Origin of the sequence: Qipengyuania benthica (genome assembly GCF_030717865.1) — a bacterium.
Taxonomy (GTDB): domain Bacteria; phylum Pseudomonadota; class Alphaproteobacteria; order Sphingomonadales; family Sphingomonadaceae; genus Qipengyuania; species Qipengyuania benthica.
On the sequence record NZ_JAVAIL010000003.1, the window covers coordinates 418,531 to 443,002 of the forward strand.

26 protein-coding genes, 1 tRNA gene and 1 pseudogene are annotated in these 24,472 nt (G+C 64.3%); 13 read left to right on the forward strand and 15 right to left on the reverse strand.

What is annotated here, in order from left to right; translation table 11 throughout:
* Positions 1-11: 11 nt before the first annotated feature.
* Both Q9K01_RS10910 and Q9K01_RS15470 read right to left on the reverse strand, forming a co-directional pair.
* Entirely contained in the window at positions 12-425 is a 414-nt protein-coding gene (locus Q9K01_RS10910; RefSeq protein WP_305930279.1) for a hypothetical protein, read from the reverse strand.
* Complete coding sequence (locus tag Q9K01_RS15470; RefSeq protein ID WP_422785308.1) at positions 422-556, reverse strand: plasmid mobilization protein; 135 nt, start codon at positions 554-556, stop codon at positions 422-424. Before Q9K01_RS15470 ends, Q9K01_RS10910 begins: the two co-directional genes overlap by 4 nt.
* A gap of 140 nt (positions 557-696) precedes the next feature.
* Here Q9K01_RS15470 and Q9K01_RS10915 point away from each other — a divergent pair, with 140 nt between their 5' ends.
* Together Q9K01_RS10915 and Q9K01_RS10920 are read left to right on the forward strand one after the other, a co-directional pair.
* Positions 697-924: a hypothetical protein gene (locus tag Q9K01_RS10915; protein ID WP_305930280.1), complete on the forward strand. Its 228-nt coding sequence runs from the start codon at positions 697-699 to the stop codon at positions 922-924.
* A 51-nt stretch (positions 925-975) separates the two neighbouring features.
* Positions 976-1,242: a hypothetical protein gene (locus tag Q9K01_RS10920; protein WP_305930281.1), complete on the forward strand. Its 267-nt coding sequence runs from the start codon at positions 976-978 to the stop codon at positions 1,240-1,242.
* A gap of 14 nt (positions 1,243-1,256) precedes the next feature.
* Here Q9K01_RS10920 and Q9K01_RS10925 read toward each other — a convergent pair whose 3' ends face one another.
* Positions 1,257-1,487 (reverse strand): helix-turn-helix domain-containing protein, encoded by a 231-nt coding sequence (locus Q9K01_RS10925; RefSeq protein ID WP_305930282.1) that lies wholly within the window; start codon positions 1,485-1,487, stop codon positions 1,257-1,259.
* A 149-nt stretch (positions 1,488-1,636) separates the two neighbouring features.
* Here Q9K01_RS10925 and Q9K01_RS10930 point away from each other — a divergent pair, with 149 nt between their 5' ends.
* Positions 1,637-1,960, forward strand: coding sequence for a hypothetical protein (locus tag Q9K01_RS10930; protein ID WP_305930283.1), 324 nt, complete (start codon positions 1,637-1,639; stop codon positions 1,958-1,960).
* Positions 1,961-2,071: 111 nt separating this feature from the next.
* Here Q9K01_RS10930 and Q9K01_RS10935 read toward each other — a convergent pair whose 3' ends face one another.
* From Q9K01_RS10935 to Q9K01_RS10975, 8 genes are all read right to left on the reverse strand, one after another.
* Positions 2,072-2,395: a hypothetical protein gene (locus tag Q9K01_RS10935; RefSeq protein WP_305930284.1), complete on the reverse strand. Its 324-nt coding sequence runs from the start codon at positions 2,393-2,395 to the stop codon at positions 2,072-2,074.
* A gap of 1,566 nt (positions 2,396-3,961) precedes the next feature.
* The gene (locus Q9K01_RS10945; RefSeq protein ID WP_305930286.1) at positions 3,962-4,642 is read right to left on the reverse strand and encodes an Abi family protein; all 681 of its coding nucleotides are present in this window, start codon (positions 4,640-4,642) and stop codon (positions 3,962-3,964) included.
* 279 nt (positions 4,643-4,921) lie between these two features.
* Positions 4,922-5,542, reverse strand: coding sequence for a hypothetical protein (locus Q9K01_RS10950; protein WP_305930287.1), 621 nt, complete (start codon positions 5,540-5,542; stop codon positions 4,922-4,924).
* A 535-nt stretch (positions 5,543-6,077) separates the two neighbouring features.
* Complete coding sequence (locus Q9K01_RS10955; protein WP_305930288.1) at positions 6,078-6,290, reverse strand: hypothetical protein; 213 nt, start codon at positions 6,288-6,290, stop codon at positions 6,078-6,080.
* 281 nt (positions 6,291-6,571) lie between these two features.
* Positions 6,572-6,766 carry a helix-turn-helix transcriptional regulator gene (locus Q9K01_RS10960; protein ID WP_305930289.1) on the reverse strand — a complete coding sequence of 65 codons (195 nt, stop codon included), beginning with the start codon at positions 6,764-6,766 and terminating at the stop codon, positions 6,572-6,574.
* A 111-nt stretch (positions 6,767-6,877) separates the two neighbouring features.
* A complete protein-coding gene (locus tag Q9K01_RS10965) occupies positions 6,878-7,537 on the reverse strand; it encodes a hypothetical protein (RefSeq protein ID WP_305930290.1) in 660 nt (219 codons plus the stop codon).
* A gap of 96 nt (positions 7,538-7,633) precedes the next feature.
* Positions 7,634-8,827 carry a tyrosine-type recombinase/integrase gene (locus tag Q9K01_RS10970; RefSeq protein ID WP_305930291.1) on the reverse strand — a complete coding sequence of 398 codons (1,194 nt, stop codon included), beginning with the start codon at positions 8,825-8,827 and terminating at the stop codon, positions 7,634-7,636.
* Between the two features lie 139 nt (positions 8,828-8,966).
* Positions 8,967-9,040: transfer RNA gene (locus Q9K01_RS10975), tRNA-Gln, on the reverse strand.
* 194 nt (positions 9,041-9,234) lie between these two features.
* On the opposite strand from Q9K01_RS10975, the gene Q9K01_RS10980 reads away from it, so the two are divergent.
* Together Q9K01_RS10980 and Q9K01_RS10985 are read left to right on the forward strand one after the other, a co-directional pair.
* A complete protein-coding gene (locus Q9K01_RS10980; RefSeq protein WP_305930292.1) occupies positions 9,235-10,425 on the forward strand; it encodes a Ppx/GppA phosphatase family protein in 1,191 nt (396 codons plus the stop codon).
* Positions 10,422-11,087 (forward strand): RlmE family RNA methyltransferase, encoded by a 666-nt coding sequence (locus Q9K01_RS10985; RefSeq protein ID WP_305930293.1) that lies wholly within the window; start codon positions 10,422-10,424, stop codon positions 11,085-11,087. Before Q9K01_RS10980 ends, Q9K01_RS10985 begins: the two co-directional genes overlap by 4 nt.
* A gap of 58 nt (positions 11,088-11,145) precedes the next feature.
* Here Q9K01_RS10985 and Q9K01_RS10990 read toward each other — a convergent pair whose 3' ends face one another.
* Positions 11,146-11,847 (reverse strand): c-type cytochrome, encoded by a 702-nt coding sequence (locus tag Q9K01_RS10990; RefSeq protein WP_305930294.1) that lies wholly within the window; start codon positions 11,845-11,847, stop codon positions 11,146-11,148.
* A 153-nt stretch (positions 11,848-12,000) separates the two neighbouring features.
* Here Q9K01_RS10990 and Q9K01_RS10995 point away from each other — a divergent pair, with 153 nt between their 5' ends.
* Together Q9K01_RS10995 and bla are read left to right on the forward strand one after the other, a co-directional pair.
* Positions 12,001-12,894: a prephenate dehydratase gene (locus tag Q9K01_RS10995; RefSeq protein ID WP_305930295.1), complete on the forward strand. Its 894-nt coding sequence runs from the start codon at positions 12,001-12,003 to the stop codon at positions 12,892-12,894.
* Entirely contained in the window at positions 12,891-13,784 is an 894-nt protein-coding gene (gene bla, locus Q9K01_RS11000; RefSeq protein WP_305930296.1) for a class A beta-lactamase, read from the forward strand. Before Q9K01_RS10995 ends, bla begins: the two co-directional genes overlap by 4 nt.
* 6 nt (positions 13,785-13,790) lie before the next feature.
* Here bla and Q9K01_RS11005 read toward each other — a convergent pair whose 3' ends face one another.
* The gene (locus Q9K01_RS11005) at positions 13,791-14,870 is read right to left on the reverse strand and encodes an isoaspartyl peptidase/L-asparaginase family protein (RefSeq protein ID WP_305930297.1); all 1,080 of its coding nucleotides are present in this window, start codon (positions 14,868-14,870) and stop codon (positions 13,791-13,793) included.
* A 109-nt stretch (positions 14,871-14,979) separates the two neighbouring features.
* Between Q9K01_RS11005 and Q9K01_RS11010 the strand changes: the two genes are divergently transcribed.
* A complete protein-coding gene (locus Q9K01_RS11010) occupies positions 14,980-15,933 on the forward strand; it encodes an SDR family NAD(P)-dependent oxidoreductase (RefSeq protein WP_305930298.1) in 954 nt (317 codons plus the stop codon).
* Between the two features lie 125 nt (positions 15,934-16,058).
* Complete coding sequence (locus tag Q9K01_RS11015) at positions 16,059-17,849, forward strand: DUF885 domain-containing protein (protein ID WP_305930299.1); 1,791 nt, start codon at positions 16,059-16,061, stop codon at positions 17,847-17,849.
* Between the two features lie 45 nt (positions 17,850-17,894).
* On the opposite strand, the gene Q9K01_RS11020 is transcribed toward Q9K01_RS11015, so the two are convergent.
* Positions 17,895-18,914, reverse strand: a complete 1,020-nt coding sequence (locus tag Q9K01_RS11020) for a zinc transporter ZntB (protein WP_305930300.1) — start codon at positions 18,912-18,914, stop codon at positions 17,895-17,897.
* 70 nt (positions 18,915-18,984) lie between these two features.
* Between Q9K01_RS11020 and ispG the strand changes: the two genes are divergently transcribed.
* The 3 genes and pseudogenes from ispG (at position 18,985) to Q9K01_RS11035 (ending at position 21,816) form a co-directional block, all read left to right on the forward strand.
* Positions 18,985-20,124 (forward strand): flavodoxin-dependent (E)-4-hydroxy-3-methylbut-2-enyl-diphosphate synthase, encoded by a 1,140-nt coding sequence (ispG, locus tag Q9K01_RS11025; protein WP_305930301.1) that lies wholly within the window; start codon positions 18,985-18,987, stop codon positions 20,122-20,124.
* 15 nt (positions 20,125-20,139) lie between these two features.
* A pseudogene (locus Q9K01_RS11030) lies at positions 20,140-21,080 on the forward strand (histone deacetylase family protein).
* Between the two features lies 1 nt (position 21,081).
* Positions 21,082-21,816 (forward strand): murein L,D-transpeptidase catalytic domain-containing protein, encoded by a 735-nt coding sequence (locus Q9K01_RS11035; protein ID WP_340324268.1) that lies wholly within the window; start codon positions 21,082-21,084, stop codon positions 21,814-21,816.
* A 57-nt stretch (positions 21,817-21,873) separates the two neighbouring features.
* On the opposite strand, the gene Q9K01_RS11040 is transcribed toward Q9K01_RS11035, so the two are convergent.
* Positions 21,874-23,397, reverse strand: coding sequence for a L,D-transpeptidase family protein (locus Q9K01_RS11040; protein WP_305930302.1), 1,524 nt, complete (start codon positions 23,395-23,397; stop codon positions 21,874-21,876).
* A 134-nt stretch (positions 23,398-23,531) separates the two neighbouring features.
* Between Q9K01_RS11040 and Q9K01_RS11045 the strand changes: the two genes are divergently transcribed.
* Entirely contained in the window at positions 23,532-24,437 is a 906-nt protein-coding gene (locus Q9K01_RS11045; protein ID WP_305930303.1) for a DMT family transporter, read from the forward strand.
* Positions 24,438-24,472 lie beyond the last annotated feature (35 nt).

Here is a 24,472-nt window from a genome sequence, read left to right on the forward strand (position 1 = left end):
TAGAGCCTGCATCACTTCCCCTCCATCATCAATTCGCGGTATTGCTTCGCCACCGATACGGAGGCGGGCGTTGACCACTGCGCTACGGCTGTGAGTTGGTTTTCTACGGCATCCACGCCATCATCCGCCAAGATCGACATGAGCGCGAGGCACTCGCCCCCGAGCAGGTCTCGGAATGTTTCCTCGCCCTCAGAGCGGCAGAGGTCGCCAGCGATTGCGAGGATCGACATTAGCCGCCCGGCGTCCGCTACGTTGCCATTCGCAGCCGCCAGCCGCGCAAAACACAAGGCATCAATCGCCGCGAACAGATCGTCATGGAGCAGGGCAAGGCGCGCGCCTTCTTCAGCCAAGGTGCGCTGGGCGCCAATATCTCCGGAACCGGCAGCGGATAGCAGGGAGAATGGATTGAAGGTGTCGGCGCTCATTGCAAGCCCACCTTCTCGCGCACCACGGAGCGCAGATATTCGGAGATCGAGCAGCCTGCCCGTTGAGCACGTTGGGCCAACTCCGCCTGAATGACAGAGTTGGCCCTGAATGAAATTCGCGCGTCTTGCATTCCTTACCCCTCAGTCATCACGACGATGGATTAGCCGACCAAAAACCCGGCGACTGACCACGCCGGTAGCACAGAATGACTTGTAGGTCAAGCGTCGGACGCTCTTTCGCGAATCATTTGTTCCTGCCATGTTCCGGCGGATGGGTAGCAAGAGACTGGAAAGCCTGAGCGACTACGCCCGGCACGGCTACACGCTGCGCCTGGATTGCAAATGTGGGCGGGTGGTGATGCTCGACCCGCACCAGTTGCTGGCGACCATCGTGCATCGCGGCTGGCCATCTCATACCCTCGAAGGGATCGCCACAAAGCTGAAATGCTCCAAGTGCGGACAGCGCCCAGCGAGGATCGGTCCGGGTTTCGGCAAGTAGTGCATAACGCCCAATATGGACGAGCGCGAAAATCTGAGGCAGAATGCGGGCATGAAGCCTATTGACCGCCATGCACCCGCCAGCCGTATTTCCAGCGCGATAGAGCGTTGGAAGCGCGGGCTAGGCGTGACGGCTCTGGTCGCGATCATGGTTCTGGCAGCGATGATCCCAGCCGCGCTGATCGGCTGGCTTTCGTCCTATCTTGGCGCGGACGAATATCTTGTCGGCATTCTCGCGCTCTGCGTCACCGCCCCTTGGATGCTAAGCCAGCCCGAGGTGCTGCGTTCGATAGGTCGAATTACCGACACGAAGAACTAAGCCAGATCCTCACGCTAGGCGGCGGGGGACTCTGGAACCGTCACACCAACCCGACCAGCCCGGCGCGTGAATTGCGCCCCCGCATCGCCCAGCGCCTTTTCCAGCTTCGCCCGCGTCCCATCGGCTACGGACTGCCCCGCCTCGAAACGATGCAGCGAGGGATAGGATACCCCCGCCCGTGCGGCCAATTCCTTGGCCTGCCATCCTAAGCCACTGCGGGCCATCTTGCATTGCTCTGCGTTCATGCTGATAGAAATATATCAGAAGGGGGATTGACGCAAGAACATAGGCGTTGATAGAAAGCTATCACCCAAGGCGTGAAGCCTAGGCGGACCGAGAGGGAACGGGCATTCCCAACTCGGTCCTATTCCAACCTCAACACGCGAGGCTAGACATGACCGCTACTATCTTACAGTTTCCGACCCGCAACAAGGGTCGCATCCGCAAATCCACCGGGGCCAACTCCGAAGGGCTGTTTTCGATGCATCAATTTAAGGTTGAGGCAGGGGGCAGTATCGAAGTGTTCAACCTCTATCGCGAGGATGAGGTTTCGCGCGATGAGTTTGTTGCCTACTTTTTCCAGCAGGTGTTCAACAACCTCCCCAAAGAAGCGCGCGAGGCGGTCAGAAAAAGCGCGAGCTGCGATGCCGCCTTGGGATGCACCGACCGCAAGCGGATCGCAGGGGCGTTGCTGGCCTCTAGCTTCCGCACTATCTAACCGGCCCACCATCGGGAGGGGCCACGCCCCTCCCCTTCGGTATCGTTTGCGTGTTCCGCCAGTTGAACCGCCGCGAGCCTGGACGCCCCCGCCCTGTTATTCGCCACTAAATCAGTGAGTGTGCTTGTTGTAGTGATCCACCAGTGAACTGAACCGAGCATCGCTTCTGTCAGCATGTTCGTTTAGCCGGTCGATATGGTCGGCTTGGATTTCAATCATCTGGCTTTGGAACTCCACATCACTCTCGAGTGTCTGCAGTTCGCTTTCTAGAGCTATGATCCGCGAATTTAGAGATTCTGTCCTGTAAGCTGGGGCTCCGGCATCCACGGAGTCGTCGGCGATGTCCGCTATTTCGTCTCTAGTCCAAATCTTCTGCTCGCACCCGCCCAGCACGACCCCAACGACTAGCGCACAAGCGCCGACCGCTTTACCCATTACAGGCACAGCCCTTTGGCTTGTGGCAGACCTTTTCGCGCGCAATGCAGCTATCCCCGCAGGCTTTGCCCTTGCTACACGTCTTGCAGCAGGATCCAGCGAAGGCAGTGCCACAGATAGGCGCTGCAGCACCCGTCATGCTGGTTACGGTCAGAGCCAGTGCGGCCAGTGCGTATTTCATGAGCATCCCCCCAGAGACTGGAAGTTGATGCCATAGCCGAGCTAGAGAGTCGATTCGGTCAGTAATGGCCAGTCTTTCGTTGCCATTCCGTCGCCGCTGCTAGAGCATAGGCCGATGCTCGCACTTCTAGCCGCCGTCGCAATCATCCCAGCCGGTCAGACCTTCGACTGTACGCCCGTCGCTGTATGGGACGGCGACGGCCCCGTCTGGTGCGAGGAAGGCCCGCGCATTCGTCTTTCAGGAATAGCCGCGCGCGAAATGGACGGCTCATGTAGCCGAGGCCATCCATGCCCGGATGCTACGGCGGAGGACGCGAGAGACGCCTTAGTGGCGCTCGTGGGCAAGCCGACCGGGCGGCTGTCGTATGGCCACGTCACCGTCGAAGGACCGACCATGCGTTGTCTGTCGGTCGGTGGCGCAGGCGGAGACAGAACGGCAGCATGGTGTGTGTCACCCCGAGGTGGGGATCTGTCCTGCGCCATGGTGCAGGGCGGCTGGGCTGCTCGGTGGGATAAGTATTGGCGGGGCCGTCAATGTGGGCCAGCTTCTCCTAAGACGAGGTAATCCTCGAACGTCCGAATGCTGGAAGGCACTGACCAAGTCGAGCCTGTGGCGGGCCATCGCGCAATTGGAACATGGCGCGAAAATCGGTCAATGGTAGCTTTTCGCATCCCTCTCCTGGCGGGCTGGAAACCAAAAGCAATTCCGCGCGTCTCGGCTGTCGATGACACACTATCGCTACATTGCGCGGGGCCGCTGCGGGAAATGGTATCGCAGTTTGAGCGAGGCTCAGCTTCACGCGAACAAGACCGGCGCGGGGTTTCTCGATCCGGCAGGCAGGTTCGTTCCTTATCGCGGGACCATATTGGAGATTGGCGACGATCAGCGTCACCCGGCTTACCTGGAGCCTTGCTAACCTAGGTTATTCTCTGCCATCCCAAATTTGGGCGCGCGTCCTTCGGCTCGCATTGAGGAACGTGCGCCCATCCACGCGAGCACGTTCCTTACAATCCATCCTAGCGGTACGGCGCTAAGGGCCGCCGACTTGCAATCGGGTGAAGGCCAAATGGATCGTGAATTTTTAGCCTACTGCATCATCGCGGCGACGGTCGTGGCGTTCACCGTTTTGGCCTTCTATGCTCGGCACAACTCCAGGCATTATAAAGCAGTGCGGCAGAAAGAGCAGGAGAGGCAGCGGCGCCTCAATCGCAGGATTGATCGAAGCTAGCTGCCGATAAGGCTAAGCAGCGTCTTCACGATCCAATACCCTGCTGGCACCACCATCACGAAAGCGATGATGCCTAACTCCAGCTTGGCCTTGCGCTCATCGTCCATGATGAGATGCTAGGCAGATTGGTCGGTGTAGGAAAGCCGACTTACGCGCGTTATGTGCGTCGCACCTCTTCACGCGCAGCCGGCTTCAACATTTGAGCTGCAATCGTTCGGTAGTAGGTTGAGGCGAACGTTGAATGCGCAGCAGCCCACTCAGCTGCTATCGGCATAAGCCAGTGTGTTACCATCAGAATATTGCGGTGATGTTTAGGCAAGTCGAAATAGAGGATCGGTTCATGATGGGCGATCCTGTTCCGCAGCTGCCGAATGGGAGTAAGGACTCGATTGACGCTCTTCCGGTTGGGCTTTTCGCCCCCTGCCATGAATGCTTTACTAAGCCCTCCTCTGCGCCAGAGACTGTCATCGTAGGTGAATGAAAGACAGCTCGTCCAGAAGCCGAATGTAAGAGAGGCGACGATTCGACCTGGGGTTAGTTGCTTCTGGGACGCGGCAAGATCGACCTGCGCACTTAAAATCTTTTGCCTCTGGAAGAGTTGCGTGATGACGCCATGCTGGTCGTACCAATCTTCGCCATATGCTTCGCTAAGTTGGTGATGAAAGCGATTTCGCAATGTCACCTCGAGAGCCTGCAGCGGTGCATACAGCGAGGCGGAAACGCGCGTGTTAAGGGTGTACAAGTCCATCGCCTTTGAGCGATCGTTGTCACACGAAAGCATATATGCGCCGAACCTTTCCGTGGAAAGTGCGGCTTCAAAATCGGTAAATTCGCTCAATTTGTGCGCTTCAAATTCATTGACCGTACACCACTGGCCCCTTATGTGTCGTCGCGTAGTCCCCGGTTGCGCCTCTGCTTGCAAGCGCCCGGGGCAAATTTCCTAGCTTCGCAGTTTGTGCGCCTCATGATTCGGGGCCCACCCTCTTGTGCACTGCCTTGGGTGCTTTTCCGAGTCTCTGTTCACGGGGCTGTTCGTCACTGTCACGTTCAAATTCGCGGGCGTGTTCCGGTGCCATTATCTGCCACTATTTTGGTGGCCGATTTTTCCCCGAGGCTATCAAGCGGCCATTCGCAGAGGTTTTGCCTGCGACGCCAATACGAGCGCCCAGCATGTTGCAGTCATGCGGGCTCGCTCGGCATTGGACCACCAGCCGACCACCTCCCCCATGGTAACATCTATATACAGCTTGGAATCCACACCGACGACGAACGGCGGAATTGCGCCATTCTCACATTTAGCGGGTGTGGATTTCACATCCGGGTTGACCGTGTTTCGCATCACTTTGACCTCCGTTGGTGTGGATTTCACATCCGGCAAACGACCGCTGGCCTCGTCTTTTCGATATTTGGCCAGCGCCCGAAGCCGCCGATCCGCGCGCTTGTTTGCTTTCGTGCCGCCCTCAGGCCGATACTCCAGCCACGCCCTTGTGGGCGCCCTGCGAGCCCTCACAGGGGATTCAGGCCATGCATGCCACGTCAGCCGCCAGCAGCGAGCCCGCGACGTGTCAGAGGCCTTCACCGCGAAGTGAGCGGCTTTCGCGCATTCGATAAAGCCCCGCTCCTGCAGATCGTTGAACGCACGAAGCGCCACGTTATTATCCGCCAGCCCCAGTCGGGCAGTGAGATCCTTTGCCGACAGGTAGAGGGAGCCGTTATTTTGGCCATTGTAGAGCATCACAATCTCAGTGAGCGCACCCCGCGCCGCTAGATCGAGGCTGGAAAAGGCGGGGGACTCTAGGACTTGATGGGGTAAGGCGACAAAGCGCCCGCTCCTATCGTTCCGCCCCGTTGCATTAGGGCGCTTGGGGCGTTCACGTTTTGCCATCGGCGCCCCCCGTCATATCGCGCTTCACGAGACCAAGGATAAACCCCCGACCCATTACGCCGCCTCGCCTTGGCTAGGTTTCGTGGTCGAATAGGCCATGACGTTGCAGCCCAGCAGACCGGGACGCTTGCCGACTTCATAGAGCAGGACGCGCTTGACCAATTCGCCGGCACGAGGGCGGACCACATGCACAGGCAATTCGAGGTCCGCCGCGACTTGTTCGGGGGTCGCCCCCGACGGGCCGTATATGGCCCATGCGCCAAGGCATTGGCGATGGCGCCGTCCCAAGGCGCTTGAAACACCTTCCGCAGCTTCGCGGCTGTTCTGGCGAGCCTCAGGGCTGTTCCCTTTGTGGCCCGCCTCAGTGCCGCGCCCATAGTGGGTTTCGCTATTGTTCGACATTCTCTAACCCCGCGAATTGGTCCGACAGCCCCGCCCGCTCAGCCAGCTTTTCCAGCCAGGCATATTGCTTAGGGGACAGCGGGTAAGTTTCACCGACAAGCTGGCCGAGGAATTGGCCGCTACGGCGGTTGATGCCCTCGCCTTGCGTGAGCAGCGCCAGCGCCAGAGCGCGGAGCTTTGCAGCGTCAACGTCCGTCATGCCGCACCCCCGCCCATCGATTGGAGAGCGAGGCGCAACGCCCGGTCTGCATCTTGCTTTCTAAGAGGGCGGACACCAAACAAACCGGCGCGGCGCGACAAGTCCCACGAGTTTCTTTCGCGCGTCAGACGCTTGCAAAATCGCCGCAATTGCTCTAAAGATTCACCTTCAACACCAAGGCCCTGCACAAGCCTTTCTACGAGGGGATCGCGGACGCTAGGCGTCTGGCGGCCCCTTTGCTTTTGGAGGGTAGCATTCCCCGTTCTGATGGCTGCCATGGTTCACGCAGCCTCGCCCAGCTTATCGGCAATCCATGCGTCAATCGCCGCGCTATCCCACGCCACCCTGTTTTCTGAAATCGGGACAGGCCGGGGGAACTCGCCAGCGGCAATCTTGTTGTAGATGGTCGCCCGAGAGAACGAGACGCGCCGGATAACATCGCTCAGGCGCAACAGCGAACGGGGGGTGTCTGTCATTTCTTCGCTTCCACTTGGCCGCATACCGGAGCGGGGCGGCTACTGGAGCGAATTATGTCGCATTGGACGCGGTAAGACTGACGGCAACCGACGGAAACCATCAGAAACCCATCAGAGGGGCTTTCCGTCTGTTCCGCTTGTCGGGTTGCCGCTTGTATCGTTCTGGACGGCGGCAGCCCACTTCACCAGCTTGTCAAATGCCGGGAGTGCCGCACCCCTAGACGGGATCTCGACCCCCAGCTTTGCCGCGTAATCCTCGACCTTTGTATAAAGCTGGCCCTTCGTCTCGTTACCAATATCGCGGGCGAGGAAGAACGGGCCGAGGATGCCGACCAAGTTTCCCCACTTCACGGAGTCCAGCGGCCTTCCGCCTTTATCCGACTCTGGCTCGGGAGCCCTCTCTGGCGTCCCCTCCCCCGCGTCGGTGCCTGGAAAGGCTCTCGCAATCCCGTCAGCATCATACTTTAGACCGGTCAGCTTCACAGCCTTGAAGCCTGTTCCCATCGCTCGGGTCGAATAGGTATCACCGTCCAGCGACAAGCGGCTGTTAGTCAGATCGCCCTTCCAAATGTCAGGCGCAATCTCCCAATCAACCTTCGTGGCCTTCATGCCGGAAAAGTCGTTGAGCCATCTTTGCTCGCGGCTTTCAATTTCCGCAATCGCCGCCCGCGCCCGGATCGCCCCTGCCCGCAAATACGGCCTTAGTTTGGCCGCGCTCCCCGCCCGCGCTATCGCATCCTTTGCCGCTATCCACTCTTGGTCTTTATCCATAGCAGCCCCTCCGTAGGGCATCCGCAGTAAAGGAAAGCGAGGCGGCAGGTCGGGCGGAAGCCGACCGTTCGGGAGCTACCCTAGCCGCCCCACCCGTCATGCTCCCAGCCGAAGCGGGAGCTGGACCACTTTGCCGGAAGATCCAGCCACATAGCGTCCCCATGCATCAAGCAGGGTCCGCCGCATTTCTATGAACTTGGCTCGATTGTAGGCCCTTACCACCTTGTCAGGAATGACATGCGCCAGTGCGGCCTCTGCGACCGCCTCAGGGATGGATGGCATACGTTCCGCCGCCCATGTCCGGAACGAGGACCGGAAGCCGTGAACCGTGTAGCCAGTTGGCCGAACGACCTTGGCCATGGTCATGTCCGACATTGCACGGCCACCCGAGCCGGGGAAGATCGGCCCATCAACTCGAGTTGTCCGAAGCGCAGCGGCGCGGGTCAGAACATCGATCGCTTGCGCTGACAGAGTGACGGTATGCGCCTCTCCAGTCTTACGCATCAAATCGGCAGGGCGGTTCCATTCCGCGGCTTCCAGATCGATATGCGACCAGAGAGCTTCTCGCACCTCGCCCGAGCGGGCTGCAGTGTGGATTGTGAACAGCAGGGCCAGCCGCCCCATTGTATCGCGCCCCCGCTCCACATCGGCAACGAAGGCAGGCACCTCGACATAGGGCATGGAGGCGAAGTTGCCCGAGCGGGCTTGCTTCGACAGCATCGGGCGCAGGCTATCACGAGGCGCACCCGTAGAGCGCCAGCCGTGGCCCTTGGCGTAATCGAGGACCAGACCGATTCGCTGGCGCATCTTGCGCGCTGCGGCTGGCTTCGTCGTCCAGAGGGGAGAGAGGACGGAGAGAATTTCCTTTTCGTCCACAGCATCGACCCGCTGCGAACCTATCCGGGGAAAGGCATGGAGCTTGAGCGTAGAGAGGAAGGCCGAGGCGTGACGATCCGACCAGCCCGCCTCTAGGGACTTGTGGCAGGCCGCAGCCGCTTCCCTAAAGGTAGGGGCCACCGCCTCGCGTTCATCACGAGCGGCAACGGGATCGCCACCAGCGCGGGCGATCTTGCGAAGCTGGCGCGCCTTGTCACGGGCTTCCTCCAGTGGGACCAAATCGACAGGCCCCAGACCTATATCGCGGCGGCGCTTGCCGTTGGCCTGGCCGACCATGACACGCAGAACCCACGATTTCGCACCCGCTGGCGATACCAGCAGATAAAGCCCGCCGCCGTCACCATGACGACCGGGCTTTGCGTGCTTCACCTTCAACGCGGTTAGCTTCGCCAATAGCCACTCCCTCAATTGCTCCCACAATATAAGGCAGCTCCGATTGGAATGCAATGGACGCGGCTGGACAGCCCAACAGCTATCCCCCCGAGGGAACCGGGGTTGCTTGGATTGCATCGGACAACATCGGAATGGAGAATGGATGCCCCGTGAGGATTCGAACCTCAATTGACGGAGTCAGAGTCCGTAGTCTTACCATTAGACGACGGGGCATCGACGCTAGGATGGGCGGACTCGCCCGCGATCCCGACGCGAGGCGGCCATCTAGGTGGGAGTTCCAGGCAGGTCAAGACCGTCCGGGCGCACACTGCGCAAGTCCTTGCTCCCGCGCCGCATCGGCTGTAGCAAGCCTGTCAGGTCCCCGCGCCGGCTTTCTCGGAACGCGGGAGGAAACAGAAAGATTTGCCATGGCGGACCAATCTCCGCCGGACTTGCGTACAGCGGCTGGCAAGCGAAGGGGTAAGACGTCCGGCAAGGTAGCCGATTTCCGCTACAAGCGCCCCTCCCGGCCCGACAGAAAAGCCCGCGATTCCAGCGGCCCTCTCCACGCACCGGTTGGTCATGTCCGCCACGAAGGCGGCCCCCGACGCCAAGCCTACGCCGCGCTCGATCTGGGCACGAACAATTGCCGCCTGCTGATCGCGCGGCCTTCGGGCGAGAACTTCACGGTGATCGATGCCTTCAGCCGCGTGGTTCGTCTGGGCGAAGGCCTGGCCGCCTCGGGCAAACTGTCCGATACGGCGATGGAGCGCACGCTCGCCGCGCTGCATGTCTGCGCCGAAAAGCTGCGCCGCCGCAATGTCCATCTCGCACGCTCGGTCGCGACCGAGGCCTGCCGCCGCGCCTCCAACGGCGCGGCCTTCATCGAACGGGTCCGCGAGGAAACCGGGATCGTGCTGGATATCATTTCGGCGCAGGAGGAGGCGCGGCTGGCGGTGCTGGGCTGTCATATCCTGCTCGAAGACGGGGTCGGACCGGCGGTCATCTTCGACATCGGCGGGGGTTCGACCGAACTGGTGCTGATCGAGCCGGGCGGGCCGGTGCCGCGCATCCTCGACTGGCTGAGCGTGCCCTGGGGCGTGGTTTCGCTGACCGATTCGGTGCAGCCGCCCGATGGCACGAAACAGGGCCGCGCGGCCCGCTATCGCGAGATGCGGCGACTGGTGTCCGAAAGCTTCACACCATTCGCCGAGCGCATCGCCGAGACGGCACGCAAATCCGGGACGATCCGCCTGCTGGGCACCAGCGGCACGGTGACCACGCTGGCGAGCATTCATCTCGAGTTGCCGCAATACGACCGGCGCGCGGTCGACGGGCTGATCGTGCCCTCGCACTCGATGCGCGACATTTCGCTGCGTCTCTCGACGATGAGCGAAAAGGATCGTCGGACCCTGCCCTGCATCGGCGACGATCGGGCCAATCTGGTGGTCGCGGGATGCGCGATCCTGGAATCGATCCTCGATATCTGGCCGGCCAAGGAACTCGCGGTGGCCGATCGCGGCATTCGCGAGGGTATCTTGCGCAGCCTGATGGCCGCCGACGAAATTGCCGAGCGGAGCCGCGAAAACCGCGTCCGCGCGCAGGGGCAGGACCTGTGAGCCGCTCGGGCCGCGACTCCGAACGGCGGGTCAAGACGGCGAAGGGCCGCACCGCATCCTCCACCCGCTGGCTCGAGCGCCAGCTCAACGACCCCTACGTCAAGCAGGCCAAGGCCGACGGATACCGCAGCCGCGCGGCCTACAAGCTGCTCGAACTGGACGAGAAGTTCGCGCTGCTCAAAGGCGTGCAGCGGGTGGTCGATCTGGGGATTGCACCAGGCGGCTGGAGCCAGGTGGTACGCAAGATCGCGCCCAGGGCCGCGATCGTCGGGATCGACTTGTTGCCGACCGAACCGATCGAGGGCGTCACCATCTTCGAGATGGATTTCATGGACGACGCCGCGCCTCAGGCACTGGAGGACGCTTTGGAAGGCACCCCCGATCTCGTCCTCAGCGACATGGCCGCGAACACGGTGGGCCACAAGCAGACCGACCACCTGCGCACCATGGGATTGGTCGAAGCCGGCGCCTGGTTCGCGATCGAAACGCTGGCACCGAACGGCAGTTTCGTCGCCAAGGTGCTCGCCGGCGGAACCGATGCGGAACTGCTGACCCTGCTCAAGAAACACTTTCGCACGGTCAAGCACGCCAAGCCCCCGGCCAGCCGCAAGGGCTCGTCGGAATGGTATGTGGTGGCGCAGGGATTCAAGGGGCGCAGCTAGCGCCGCGCCTCGCCCATCGTTTGCCGTACGAGGCTCCGGCTGCCGGAGCCCGCGGGGACTAACCGCCCGGCTTGAGAGGTCCGTCGTTGGTCGTGGCTGGCTGATTGGTCGGAACCGGCTGCTCGTCGCCCATGGCGCCCGCGGCTTCCGGAACGTCGGGAGCCGCTCCCTCGGTCACGCCCGGACCCTCGCCCGCACCGTCGAGGCCTTCGACGCCTTCAACCGCAACGACCGGCTCGGGCTTGGCCGGCGCTCCGCCAAAGGTCGACAAATACTCCATCACATTGGCGCGATCTTCCGGGTCCGACAGACCTGCGAAGCTCATCTTGGTGCCGCTGGCGAATGCGCGCGGGCTGGCGAGCCAGTCGTCCATGTTCTCCCAGGACCATTCGCCGCCATGCTCGCTCAGGGCGCTGGAATAGGCGAAGCCCGGGGCATGCGCACCGATCGCGGCACCCATCACGCCATAGAGGTTGGGACCGATGCCATTTGCCGCACCCTGCTCAATCGTGTGGCAGGCTGTGCATTTGGCGAACACCGCTTCGCCCGCGGCGGCATCGGCGGATGCCAGCAGCGTTCCGAGGTCTGGTCCAGCATCCTCGCCCGCGCCCTCTTCCGGAGCATCGATGAAATAGCCGGGCTCCTCGGGCATTTCCGGGCTATCGGCATGGAAATACATGCCCGAACCGATCGAGGCGCCGAGCGCGATGATCCCGGCAAAGAGAACCCATCCGGAGGCGGTATTGAACTTGTCGTCCATGCGTGAGTCGTCCGCAAACCTGTTTGATTGATGTCCGTTGCGCGCCGCTCTAGGGGCGCAGCGGCCCGCGCGCAAGTGCGAGCGATGCGCCCCGACCTGCATAGGCTGCAATTCGCTTGCGGGGGCGACGGGGCACCGATAGCACCCACCGCCATGCGCAAATTTCCCAAGCCCGCCCTCGCCATGGTCGACACGATGCGCAGCGCCGCGCAGGCCGATCCTGCGCGCAGCATCGCCTTCGGCGGCGCGCCGGGATCCAATTCGCACCAGGCGACGATGCAATTCGCACCCGAGGCGCTGCCGCTACCCTGCTATGGCTTCGAAGACGCGCTCGATGCGGTGAAAGCCGGACAGGCGGGCGCCGCCATGATCCCGATCGAGAATTCGCAGCACGGGCGGGTCTCGGATATCCACTTCCTGCTCCCCGAAAGCGGGCTGGCGATCGTGGCGGAGCATTTCATGCGCATCACCCATGCCTTGATGGCGCTGGGCGAGGGACCGTTCGAGGCTGCCTACAGCCATCCCCAGGCACTCGGGCAATCGCGCGAATTCCTGCTGGCGCGCAATATCGTGCCGATGAGCTATGCGGACACCGCCGGAGCGGCAGCCTACGTTGCGGAGTGCAAGCGACCCGAGCTGGCCGCGCTGGCCCCGCCGATGGCGGCCGAGCTCTACGGGCTCCGAATCGTCGAAAGCGCGGTCGAGGATGCGCACGACAACACCACCCGCTTCGTGCTTCTCGCCAGAGAACCGCGCGATCCTGCGAGCCTGGAGGGAGCGCAGGCGATGACGACCTTCATCTTCGAGGTGAAGAACGTGCCCGCCGCGCTCTATAAGGCGCTTGGCTGTTTCGCCACCAATGGCGTCAACATGACCAAGCTGGAAAGCTATCAGAAGGGCGCCAGCTTCGCCGCGACCCGGTTCTACGCCGATATCGAAGGCGCGCCCGGCGATCCGCGGGTCGACAGTGCGCTGGAAGAGCTGGCTTTCCACTGCAATAGCGTGCGCCTGCTCGGCAGCTACGCCCAGGCGCGCAAGCGCGGATGAATATGCCGACCCGTCGCAACGTTTTGCTCGGTGGTCTCGCCATGGCGGGATCCGCCTGCGTACCGATCGAAGCGAGTACGGCTTCCCGACGGGAAGCCAAGCTCCGCATCGTGGAGGCGGCGGCCGGCGGGGAGCTGGGCGTGTTCGCACTCGATACCCGGACCGGGCTTGGTCATCGACAGACCGAGCGCTTCGGCCATTGCTCCAGCTTCAAGGCCTCGCTCGCGGCGATGGTGCTGCAGCTCGACGCCGAAGGGACGATCTCGGCGGATGAGCATGTTCGCTGGACGCGCGATCAGCTGATGTCGGTTTCGCCCTTCACCACCAGGCGGCTCGAAACCGGCGCAAGCTTGCGCGAACTGGCGGAATTCACGCAGAAATATTCCGACAACGCCGCGGCGAACATCCTGCTGGCGAAGCTGGGCGGACCCCAGGCGCTGACCGCGTTCTGGCGCAGCATGGGCGACGAGATCAGACGCCTCGACCGTACCGAGCCCGCGCTCAACCAGGTGCCGCCGGGCGAATCCCGCGACACCACCACCCCGCAGGCCATGGCGACCACGCTGGCGCGCTTGCTCTACGGCGGCGGGCTGGCCGCAGAGGCGGGCGCCCAGCTAAAAGGCTGGATGCACGACACTCCCACCGGCCTGCGGCGGGTGCGCGCAGGGCTGCCCGACGGCTGGCATGCAGGCGACAAGACCGGCACCTCGACCTGGCCGGGAATGGGAAGCCTCTATGTCGATATCGGCTTCATCGAACCCCCGGGGCGCGCGCCGTTGACCTTCGCGACCTACTACCGCGCGCCGGAAACGCATGACGGGATGGATCCGGTCTCCGAAGCCGCGCTGGCACAGGCAGGGGCCATCATCGCCCGCTGGGCCGCCGGCTGATCGCGCCTATTCCTCCGCGAAGATCGCGACCTCGTTGACGCCTTCGCTGGTCGCGCGGCCGCGGTACATGCCGCTGGTGTTGAAGCTGAACACCGCCGCGCCCGAGGGCGCGACCACGATCACCCCGCCGTCGCCGCCCAGTTCCTCGACCTCGGCGAGCACGGCATCGGCCACGCCTTCGACCAGCTTTTCGGTCAGCATGGTCTCGCCGCCCTCGGGCACGCCGTTGGCGAATTCCGCCAGCGCCGTGTTGCCTGCCAGACGCAGCCTCGTACAGATCTCCTGCGCGACGCCGACGCGGATGAAATATTCGCCCGCGCCGGTGGCGGATACCGCGCAGCTGCGGTTGTCGGCATAGGTGCCTGCGCCGATTACGGGGGCATCCCCGATCCTGCCCCAGCGCTTGCCGGTCATCCCGCCGGTCGAGGTTCCCGCCGCGAGATTTCCAGCCTGATCGAGCGCCACCGCGCCGACCGTGCCGAATTTGCGATCGACATCGTAGGCCGACACCCGATCCGCCTTCATCCGCTCGAGCGCTTCGCGGCGCGCCTCGGTCTGGAACCAGGCGGGCTCCGCAGTTTCGATCTGGCGTTCGCGGGCGAATTCCTCCGCCCCGGCGCCGCTCAGGAAGACGTGGCGCCCGTCGCGCATCACCGCGCGGGCGAGCAGGATCGGGTTCTTGATCGAGGTGACCCCGGTGACCGCACCCGCCGAGCGATCGCGCCCGTCCATCACCGCAGCGTCGAGCTCGTTGGTGCCTTCCCAGGTGAACACCGCGCCGCGCCCGGCGTTGAACTTGGGGTCGTCCTCCATCAGCAGGATCGCGGTCTCGACCGCGTCCATCGCGCTGCCGCCAGCGCGCAAGACGGCTGCACCGGCATCGAGTGCGCCCTGCAGCGCCGCCTCGTATTCGGCTTCTCGTTCGGGAGTCATGTTCTCGCGCGACAGCGTGCCCGCGCCGCCATGGATCGCAAACGACCAGGCCGCCTCTTCGTGCGCGACGGTTTCTGGCGCAGCGGCAGAAGCGGTGACCGGGATCGGCAGCGTCAGCAGGCCGAGGGCGATGGCGGTGAGTGAACGGATCATGGCGCTGCGATAGCACGACAGTTCGGCTGCTCCACCCGAAATTGGCTGATGCCGCCTTGCGCGCCGCGTGGTACCGGACGGTGGGTTCAACGCATTGGGAGATAGGGTGATGGGTACATTCGGCTTCGACAGCACGGCAGACGAGGTCCTCGCCGACAAGGACCTCGGTGGGCGCACCGTCTTCATTACCGGCGCCTATTCGGGGCTCGGCCATGAAACCGCCCGCGCCATGGGGGCCAAGGGTGCGAATCTGATCCTCTCGGGCCGCGACGGGGCCAAGCTGGAAGCGGCGGCGAAGGAGATCGCGCAAGAGACCGGCGCCAGCGTCGAAACGCTGGTCTGCGATCTCGCCTCGCTCGATTCTATTCGTGCCGCAGGGAAAGAGTCGAATGCGAGATTCGACACCATCGACCTCTTGATCAACAACGCCGGGGTGATGGCCTGCCCGCTCGATCGCACCGCCGATGGCTTCGAACTGCAGTTCGGGACCAATCATCTGGGCCATTTCCTGCTGACCAACCTCTTGATCCCACTGCTGGAAAAAGGCGATCGCCCGCGGATCGTCAATCTCTCGAGCCGCGGCCACCATCTCGATCGCGTGCATTTCGACGATCTCAACTATGTCGAACGCGAGTACGACAAATGGGAAGCCTACGGGCAGTCGAAGACCGCGAATATCCTGTTCACCGTGGCGCTGGAGCAGCGGCTCGCGGACAAGGGCATCCATGCCTATGCGGTGCACCCGGGCGGGATCATGACCAATCTCGGGCGCCATCTCCAACCCGACGACCTTGCCAATCTGCGCAAGCGGATGGAAAGCAATGCCGGCGACAAGGGGATGACCTTCAAATCCATCCCCCAGGGCGCGGCGACAACCTGCTGGGTCGCGACTGCCGAAGAGCTGGAAGGCAGCGGCGGTCTCTACGCCGAGGATTGCGCTATCGCCGACCAGAGCGATACCGATCCGACCGGCGGAGTGCGCTCCTACGCGCTCGACCGGGACGCCGCAGAGCGGCTCTGGTCCGTCTCCGAGGAGCTGGTGGGCGCGACATTCGCCTATTGATCGAGCGGCTCCGGCGAGGCGCCGCCTGTCGTCGGTCCGCTTACAGGCGTCCTTCGTCGACTTGCCCTCTTGCGGATCGCCGCCGGCTGCCGCAGGCCGCAGCATCAAATTCACGGGAGTTGCAGATGAAGACCTTCGCCGCCGCCATTGCCCTGGCCACCGCCCCGCTCGCCCTGTCCGCATCTCCCGCCCTCGCGCAGGCCGAGGTTGCCGTAGCGGGCGAGGCGGCCCCCGAGTGGGTCCAGACCAGCAATGCCTACACCACCCAGCTGATCGAGTTCGAGGCGCAGTTCTTCCCCGAGGGCGCCTCGCAATCGGGCTACGAGCAGTATGACGGGCAGACCTTCGACCTGTCGCTCGATCGCGACGAACGCTACCTCGCCGGCGCAGAGGCCCTGCGCCGCCAGTTCGTCGCCGCGCGCGAGACCGAGACCAACGCCAATGTGAAGCAGGATCTCGCGATCCTGATCGATTCGCTCGACCGGAGCATCGAATCGACGCGGCTCAACCAGCGGCTGCTGCTCGAATGGTCCGAAGTGCCGCAGACCATCTTCTACACGATCGGTAGCATGCTGTCGGACCAGACGGCGGAAAACCGCCGCGCTTCGGCGCTGACTCTGCTGCAGCGCTACACCGGAATGGCCGAAGGCACCCAGCCCTACACCGAACTCGCCAAGGCGCGGTTCGAAGCCAGTCGCGGCGCGGACAAGCTCGGGCCCTATGCGGTCGAGGTCGAGGAATCGATCGCCAAGATCCCCACTTTCGTCACCGGCATCCGCGAGCTGTTCGAGCGCTACGAGATCGAGGGCGCCGAGCCTGCGCTAACCGCGCTGGAAACCCAGTTCGCGGATTACGGCGAATGGACCCGCGCCACGGTGCTGCCCACCGCCCGGCCCGAAGCGCGCCTGCCCGAGGAGCTCTACGCGCTCAACCTGCGCAATGTCGGGATCGACATGGAACCGCGCGAGGCGATGGCGCGCGCGCGGCGCGGCTTCTACGAAATCCGCGCGCAGATGGAGGCGCTCGCGCCGCAGATTGCGGAGAAGAACGGCTGGACGGAAACCGATTACGCCTCGGTCATGCGCAAGCTCAAGGAGCGCACGATCCCCAATGACGAGATCGAGGATTTCTATCGCGGCGTGAACGCCCAGCTCGAGGCGAAAATCCGCGAGAACGACATCGTCAGCCTGCCCGATTACGAGCTGTCGATGCGGCTCGCCTCCGAAGCCGAGAGCGCCGCGCAGCCCGCGCCGCACATGCGTCCGCCGCGGCTGATCGGCAACACCGGCGAACAGGGCACCTTCGTGCTGACCGCCGGCAATCCCACCGCCGGCCCAGAAGACGCCTATGACGATTTCAACTTCGCCGCGGCAAGCTGGACGCTGAGCGCCCACGAAGGTCGCCCGGGCCACGAGATGCAATTCGCCGCGCTGGTCGAACAGGGGGTCAGCCTCGCGCGGCTGCTCTATGCCTTCAACAGCGTGAACGTCGAAGGCTGGGCGCTTTATGCCGAAGCCGAAATGCTGCCCTACGAGCCGATCGAGGGCCAGTTCATCGCCCAGCAGTTCCGGCTGCTGCGCGCGGCGCGGGCCTTCCTCGACCCGATGCTCAACCTGGGGCTGATCACCCGCGAGGAAGCGGGCCGTATCCTGCGCGAGGAGGCGCTGTTCTCGCCCGGGATGGTGAAGCAGGAACTCGACCGCTACACTTTCCGCATGCCGGGTCAGGCGGGCAGCTACTACTATGGCTATCGCAAGCTGATCGATCTCAGGATCGAGACCGAGATCGCGCTGGGCGAGGATTTCGAGGAAAAGGCGTTCAACGATTTCCTGCTCAGCCAGGGGATCATCCCGCTCGAACTGATGGCGCAGGCGGTGCGTGAGGAATTCATCCCCTCGCAGCGCTCCGGGCAGTAAATGGGCGGCTGAGCAGGCTCTCGACGATTCCAATCCGGCGGGGCGCTACAGCCAGCGCAGCCGCCGGAACAGCAGCAGCAGTCCGGTCAGCACCGCCGCGCACAGCGCGACCACGGTCCAGAAGGCGCGCGGATCGTCCATCCCGGGCATTCCGCCGACATTGATACCGAGCAGGCCGGTGAGGAAACTCAGCGGCAGGAAGATCCCCGCCACGATCGTCAGCATGTAGGTCGCGTGCTCGCTGCTCGCGAGGCTGCGCGCGCGCAATTCGTCCTGCAGCACCAGCGCGCTTTCCTTGCTGATGTCGATATCGTCGAGATAGCGCCGCAGCCGGGCGATCGATTCGGCGATCTCGCGGCGATCGTGATCCTCGAACCACGCCGGCGCGTCGCGGCTGATCTGCTCGAGCGCCTCGTGCTGCGGACCCATGTGGCGCTTGAGCGCCAGGCAATTGCGGCGGATCACCGAGATGCGGTTGAGCATTTCCTCGGCGTGATCCTCGGGATCGAGTTCCTCGAGCTCGTCCAGCGCCTGGTTCATGTCCACGATCGACTGGCTCATCCGCGTGATCAGCAGTTCGGCCAGCAGCGTGATCGTGGCGCCGGCATCGGGCGGGCCGTGGCCGCGATCGAGCAGCGCCACGATTTCGCGCGGGGTCTGCAGCGGGTGGCGGCGCAGCGTGATCAGGCGGTTGCCATCGCTCCACACCTGCATCGAGATCATGTCCTCGGGCTGCGCGCCGGGGTTGAAATTGATGCCGCGCAAGGTCGCCACCAGAGTCTGGTTCTCGCGGAACGCGCGCGGGCGGGTGGCATCGGAGACCAGCAGTTCGGCGGTCGGCTCGGGAACCCCCAGCGCCTCCTCGAGCCAGGCCTGCACGCCGCTGCGGTTGCGGCACAGATGGAGCCACAGGACCTCGCCCGGCGCGGCGGGGGACCAGTCGCGCGCCTCCTGCCACTCGATCGGACGCGCTCCGCCGCGCCCGTCGAGCACGCGCCCGAACAGCAGCGGGGTTTCGGTTTCGGGGGCGATTGCGCTCGAGCTTGCATCGTTCAGGCCGGTCATGACCACCTCATGGCGCATCCTCCGACCGCTGTCATTGCCCCGTCACCCCGGGCGCTCTATATCGCACCCCATGTCTTCCCTACGCCCCTGGCGCGATATCGAGCGCCGCAAGAGCCGCCAGATCATGATCGGCAAGGTCCCGGTCGGCGGCGATGCGCCGATCAGCGTCCAGACCATGACCAACACCCCGACCGAGGATGTGGCTGCGACGATCGACCAGATCCGCCGCTGCGAGGAAGTGGGTGCCGATATCATCCGCGTCTCCTGCCCGACCGAGGAGGCGACCCGGCATTTCGACAAGATCACGCGCGCCGCCGAGGTGCCGATCGTCGCGGACATCCATTTCCATTACAAGCGCGCGCTGGAAGCCGCCGACAAGGGCGCGGCCTGCCTCAGGATCAATCCGGGCAATATCGGCTCCTCGCAGCGGGTCGCCGAAGTGGTCCGCGCGGCCAAGGCGAATGGCTGCGCGATCCGCATCGGGGTCAACGCCGGGAGCCTGGAAAAGGACCTGCTCGAGAAATACGGCGAGCCCTGCCCCGAAGCGCTGATCGAAAGCGCGCTCGATCATATCAAGCTGCTGCAGGATCACGATTTCCACGAGTTCAAGGTGGCGGTGAAGGCGAGCGACGTGTTCCTCGCGGTGGCCGCCTATCACGGGCTCGCCGAAGCGGTCGATTGCCCGCTGCATCTCGGCATCACCGAAGCCGGCGGGCTGATCGGCGGGACGGTCAAGAGCTCGATCGGGATGGGCAGCCTGCTGTGGGCGGGGATCGGCGACACGATCCGCGTCTCGCTCTCCGCCGAGCCCGAGCAGGAAGTGAAGGTCGGCTTCGAGATGCTCAAGGCGCTGGGGCTGCGCACCCGCGGCGTGCGCGTCGTCTCCTGCCCCTCCTGCTCGCGCCAGGGTTTCGACGTCATCCGCACGGTCGAGGCGCTGGAAAAGCGGCTCGAGCACATCAAGACCCCGATGAGCCTCTCGGTGCTCGGCTGCGTCGTCAACGGTCCGGGCGAAGCGCGCGAGACCGATATCGGCCTCACCGGCGGCGGCAATGGCAAGCACATGGTCTTCCTCTCGGGCGTGACCGACCACACCGTGCAGAGCGAGGACATGCTCGAGCATATCGTCCGCCTGGTCGAGGCCAAGGCGGCGCAGATCGAGGCCGGCGAAGCGGTCGCTTTCGACCCGCACGCGGTGGCGGCGGAGTAGCCGCTTCCGGAACGGATGCTCCACGTCGTCCACCATGTCGATTACATGGCGCGCCACCCGAGCGCGGCACGTTCAAGTTCGACAAATACTATCTGGTGATGGAGGCGCTGCGCGCCAGCGGTGCACCGGTCACCGAACATGCGCCCGAGCCGATGCCGCGCCGCTGGCTCGAGGAAGTCCACGATCCCGCCTATGTCGACGAGGTGTTCCGCGCTGCGGTGCCGCGCGCCAAGGAGCGGCGGATCGGCTTCCCGGTGACCCCGCATATCGCTGCCCGCGTCCGCCACACCAATGGCGGGACCTGGCTCGCGGCGCAGCTCGCGCTCGAACACGGCTACGCCGCGAACAGCGCGGCGGGCAGCCACCACGCGCTGCACGATACCGGGGCGGGCTATTGCGTGTTCAACGATCTGGCGGTTGCCGCCAACCGGCTGATCGCCGAGGGCGATGCGCGCCGCATCCTCATCGTCGATTGCGACGTCCACCAGGGCGACGGCACCGCCAGCCTGACCGCGACCCGCGCCGATATCTTCACGCTGTCGTTCCACGCCGAGAAGAATTTTCCGGTCCGCAAAGCACGCTCGGATCGCGATGTCGCGCTCCCCGACGGGACCGACGATGCCGGCTACCTCGCCGCGCTCGAACGCCATCTGCCGGAGGTGACGGAGCGCTTCGAGCCCGATCTGGTACTCTATCAGGCGGGGGTCGATCCGCATCGCGACGACAGATTGGGGCGGCTGGCGCTCAGCGACGAAGGGCTTGCGGCGCGCGACCGGTTCGTGGTCGGCGAAGCGCGGCGCCGGGGACTGCCGATCGCCAGTGCACTCGGCGGCGGCTATGGCTCCGATCAACGCATAGTGGCTGAGCGCCATGCGGCATCGATGCTAGCGATGGCCGAGACCAACTCGACCTTCGCGCGTTCATCTCGCGCTAGGGTGAATGCTGCTAGAGAATGAGATGATGAAACGTCGCGATCTTATCAAGGCCGGGCTCAGGGCCGGAGTCGGGGCCGGATTGGCCGCCGGCGCAGTGGCCGCGCTGCCGCTGCGCGCCGCTGCACAGGTGGCCGCGCCCTCGCCGCGCGACCGCAAGCTGTTTGCGCTCGCCCGCAACGAACTGGCGCGGGTGGGCAACCAGCTGTGGCGCAGCGACATCGTCGGGATCGCCGATTTCGGGCTGCATTCCGCACAGCGGCGGTTCCATTTCGTCGATCTCCAGCGCGAGCGGGTCGAAAGCTTTCACGTCAGCCATGGCGACGGCTCGGATGCCGAGCACGATGGCTGGCTCAAGCGCTATTCCAATCTCGAGGGATCGCACGCCACCAGTCGCGGCGCCTATATGACCCGCAGCTGGTACGTCGGCCGCTTCGGCACCTCGATCCGGCTCGACGGGCTCGACCCGACCAATTCCAACGCGCTCGATCGCGCGATCGTGATGCACCAGGCGCAATATGCGACGCCCGAGCATGTCGCGCGCTGGGGCCGGCTGGGCCGGTCGAACGGCTGTCTGGCGATGGGCCCCGAACAGTTCGACCGCGCGCTGATCGATCTGGCGGGCGGGCGGCTGGTGCTCGCCGGCAGCTATGGCATCGCCGAGGATGGCAGCACGATCGCACCTCCGGTGGTTCAGACCGAGCTGCTGCGTCCCGAACGCGAGGACACTTTCCAGCGGACCAATCCCGGGGTTTACTGACCCGCCCGCCGCACCCGCCCGCAACAGTGGCGGGCAGGTCAGCTTCCGCAGCCTCCGCTAGGCGCCGGGCGCCTCAAGCGGAATGATCTCTTCGCCCTGAACCCGCGAGCGGTTGGCGATGCGCGGGCGCTCGAACGAGGCCATCACCGCCGCGTCGCGGCCATAGATGTCCTCGAAGGTCGTCAGCTCGCCATCGACGTCGCGGGCCATGGTGAAATAGGCGATGTAGACCGGCCACTGGTTCTTGATTTCATAGGCGGTGTATTCGCCCGAGGCGGTGATCGCCTCGACCTCGCTCTGGATGGCCGGAATGTCGTCCTTGGTGCTCATATTGCCGAGCATCGCCATGGTCATCGCCAGTTCGCGCGCGTTCTCGACGCGAATGCAGCCATGGCTGAGCGCGCGGTCCTCGTTCGCGAACAGCCCGCGCGAAGGCGTGTCGTGGAGGAAGATCGCGTGCCGGTTGGGCATGTGCAGCTTCATCACCCCGAGCGCGTTCCTGGGGCCGGGCTGCTGGACCACCGAGACCCAGCCGTTCTCCCCGCGCGTCGCCGTATAGCCCTGCGCCTTGGCCCAGCCGGGATTGCCGAGCACGCGGGCGCCCAGCCCTTCCCCGACGACGATCGATTGCGGCACCGTCCAGGTCGGGTTGAAGATCACGCCCTCGACCATTTCGGCCAGCTGCGGGGTCGCCGTGCGCCCCGGCTTGCCGACGATCGTGCGATAGCTCTTGATGATCTTGTCGCGCACCGTCAGCCGGACCCGGAACTCGGGCACGTTGGTCATCAGATATTTGCTGCCCAGATCCTGCGGCAGCCAGCGCCAGCGATCCATATTGGCGCGGATCAGCTTGCGCTTCGCGGTCTGGCCCTTCGGCGTGGCCGTCAGTTCCGCCTTGAGCAGCGCATAGTCGGGATGAACGGGTGCCAGCCCCGCGAGCGTTTCGGCGATGGTGCCCTTGGCGAGCGCATCCTTGAGCAGCCGCGCGGTCGGCATCCGGTCGGCATCGGGGTCCATCACGAACCACTGCTTGCGCGCTTCCATCGGGGTGCGCCCGTCGCGCAGATCCTCGACCAGCCAGACAAAGGTGCGGCTGGCGATCTCGTTGAGCGCTGCACCCTCGCCCTGCGCGATGGCCGCGGCGAGCACATCGGGCCCGTAATCCTGCGAATCCAGCCCCTCCGCGGCGATGCCGTCGACGAAGCTGGCAAGCTGCCGCGCGGCAGGCAACGACCACTCGCCGACGAGAACCGGCAGTTCCTGCACCACCTCGCCCGATTCCATCGCGATATCGCCGAAATTCTCGGCGACGCTGGGCTGGCGCGGCTCGGTACGCGGCTCGGGCCGCGGCAGGGTGACAGGCGGCTCGCCCCTCGGTGCCGGCTGCGCCGCGCGCCGTTCCGGCGGCGATACCGGCGCGCCATCGCGGCTCTGCAGCATCGTGTAGTCGGGGAGCGGTTCGGTCACCTTGGCCGGTTCGGGCGGGAGCAGGTTCTGCGGATCGGTCTGCTGCGCCTGCGCGCCGACCGCCAGCATCGCCGTGCCCGCCGCCAAACCCAACATCGTCTTGAAATTTTTCATAAGTCCCACCGGAAGCGCCGTTCGGCGACTGTTTACGCGATATCGGTCCACCTTCCAACAATGCAGCTTAGCTGCAGGTGAACTGGCGGTGGATTTGCGTGACGCTGCCGCGACCTTGGCATTATAGCGCGATCATGGTGCGATCCCGGATCCTGTTCCCGATCGGCGCGGCTTTGCTCGGCGTGGCATGCCTGTCGTTGATGGACGCTTTCATGAAAAGCGCCGCGCTTGCGGCGGGCACTTATAGCGCCACGCTGCTGCGTTCGGCGATCGGAGCCTTGATTGCCGCGCCGCTGTGGCTGCTGCTGGGCGGGCGCTGGCCGGCATGGCGGGTGCTCAAGCTGCATCTGGAGCGTGGGCTGGTGTCGGCTTTCATGGCGCTGTCGTTCTTCTACGCGCTGACCAAGCTGGCGATTGCCGAGGCCATCGCGATCAGCTTCGTCGCTCCGCTGCTCGCGCTCTATTTCGCGCGGGTACTGCTGGGCGAGACGATCCGCCGGCAGGCGGTGCTGGCCTCGGTGCTGGGGTTCGCGGGCACGCTGGTGATCGTCGGCGGCAAATTGGGAGACGGTGAATTCGACCGCGACGCCGCGCTCGGGCTGGCGGCGATCCTGTTTTCCGCACTACTCTACGCCTACAATTTCATAATCATCCGGCGCCAGTCGCAAGTGGCACGACCGCTCGAGATCGCCGCCTTCCATTCGGGAGTGGCGGCGCTGGTGATGGCGCTGGCCGCGCCGCTGCTGTTCGTCTGGCCGGGCGAGGCGGTGGTGCTCGACACCGCGCTGGCCGCGCTGCTGACCGTCGTCGGCGCGATGGCGATCGCCTGGGCCTATGCAAGGGCCGAGGCGCAGGTGCTGGTGCCGATGGAATATACGGGGTTTCTCTGGGCGGCGCTGTTCGGGTGGCTGTTCTTCCGCGAGGGCGTGACCCTGCCAACCATCGCCGGAGCCGCGATCATCGTTGTGGGATGCTGGCTGGCAGCGCGCACCCCTCGCGCGGACCGCCTGATACCGGCAACCGAGCAGCGGGCGGTCTAGCGCGATCGATCCCTGCTGCCGCCTTGATTTTCGCC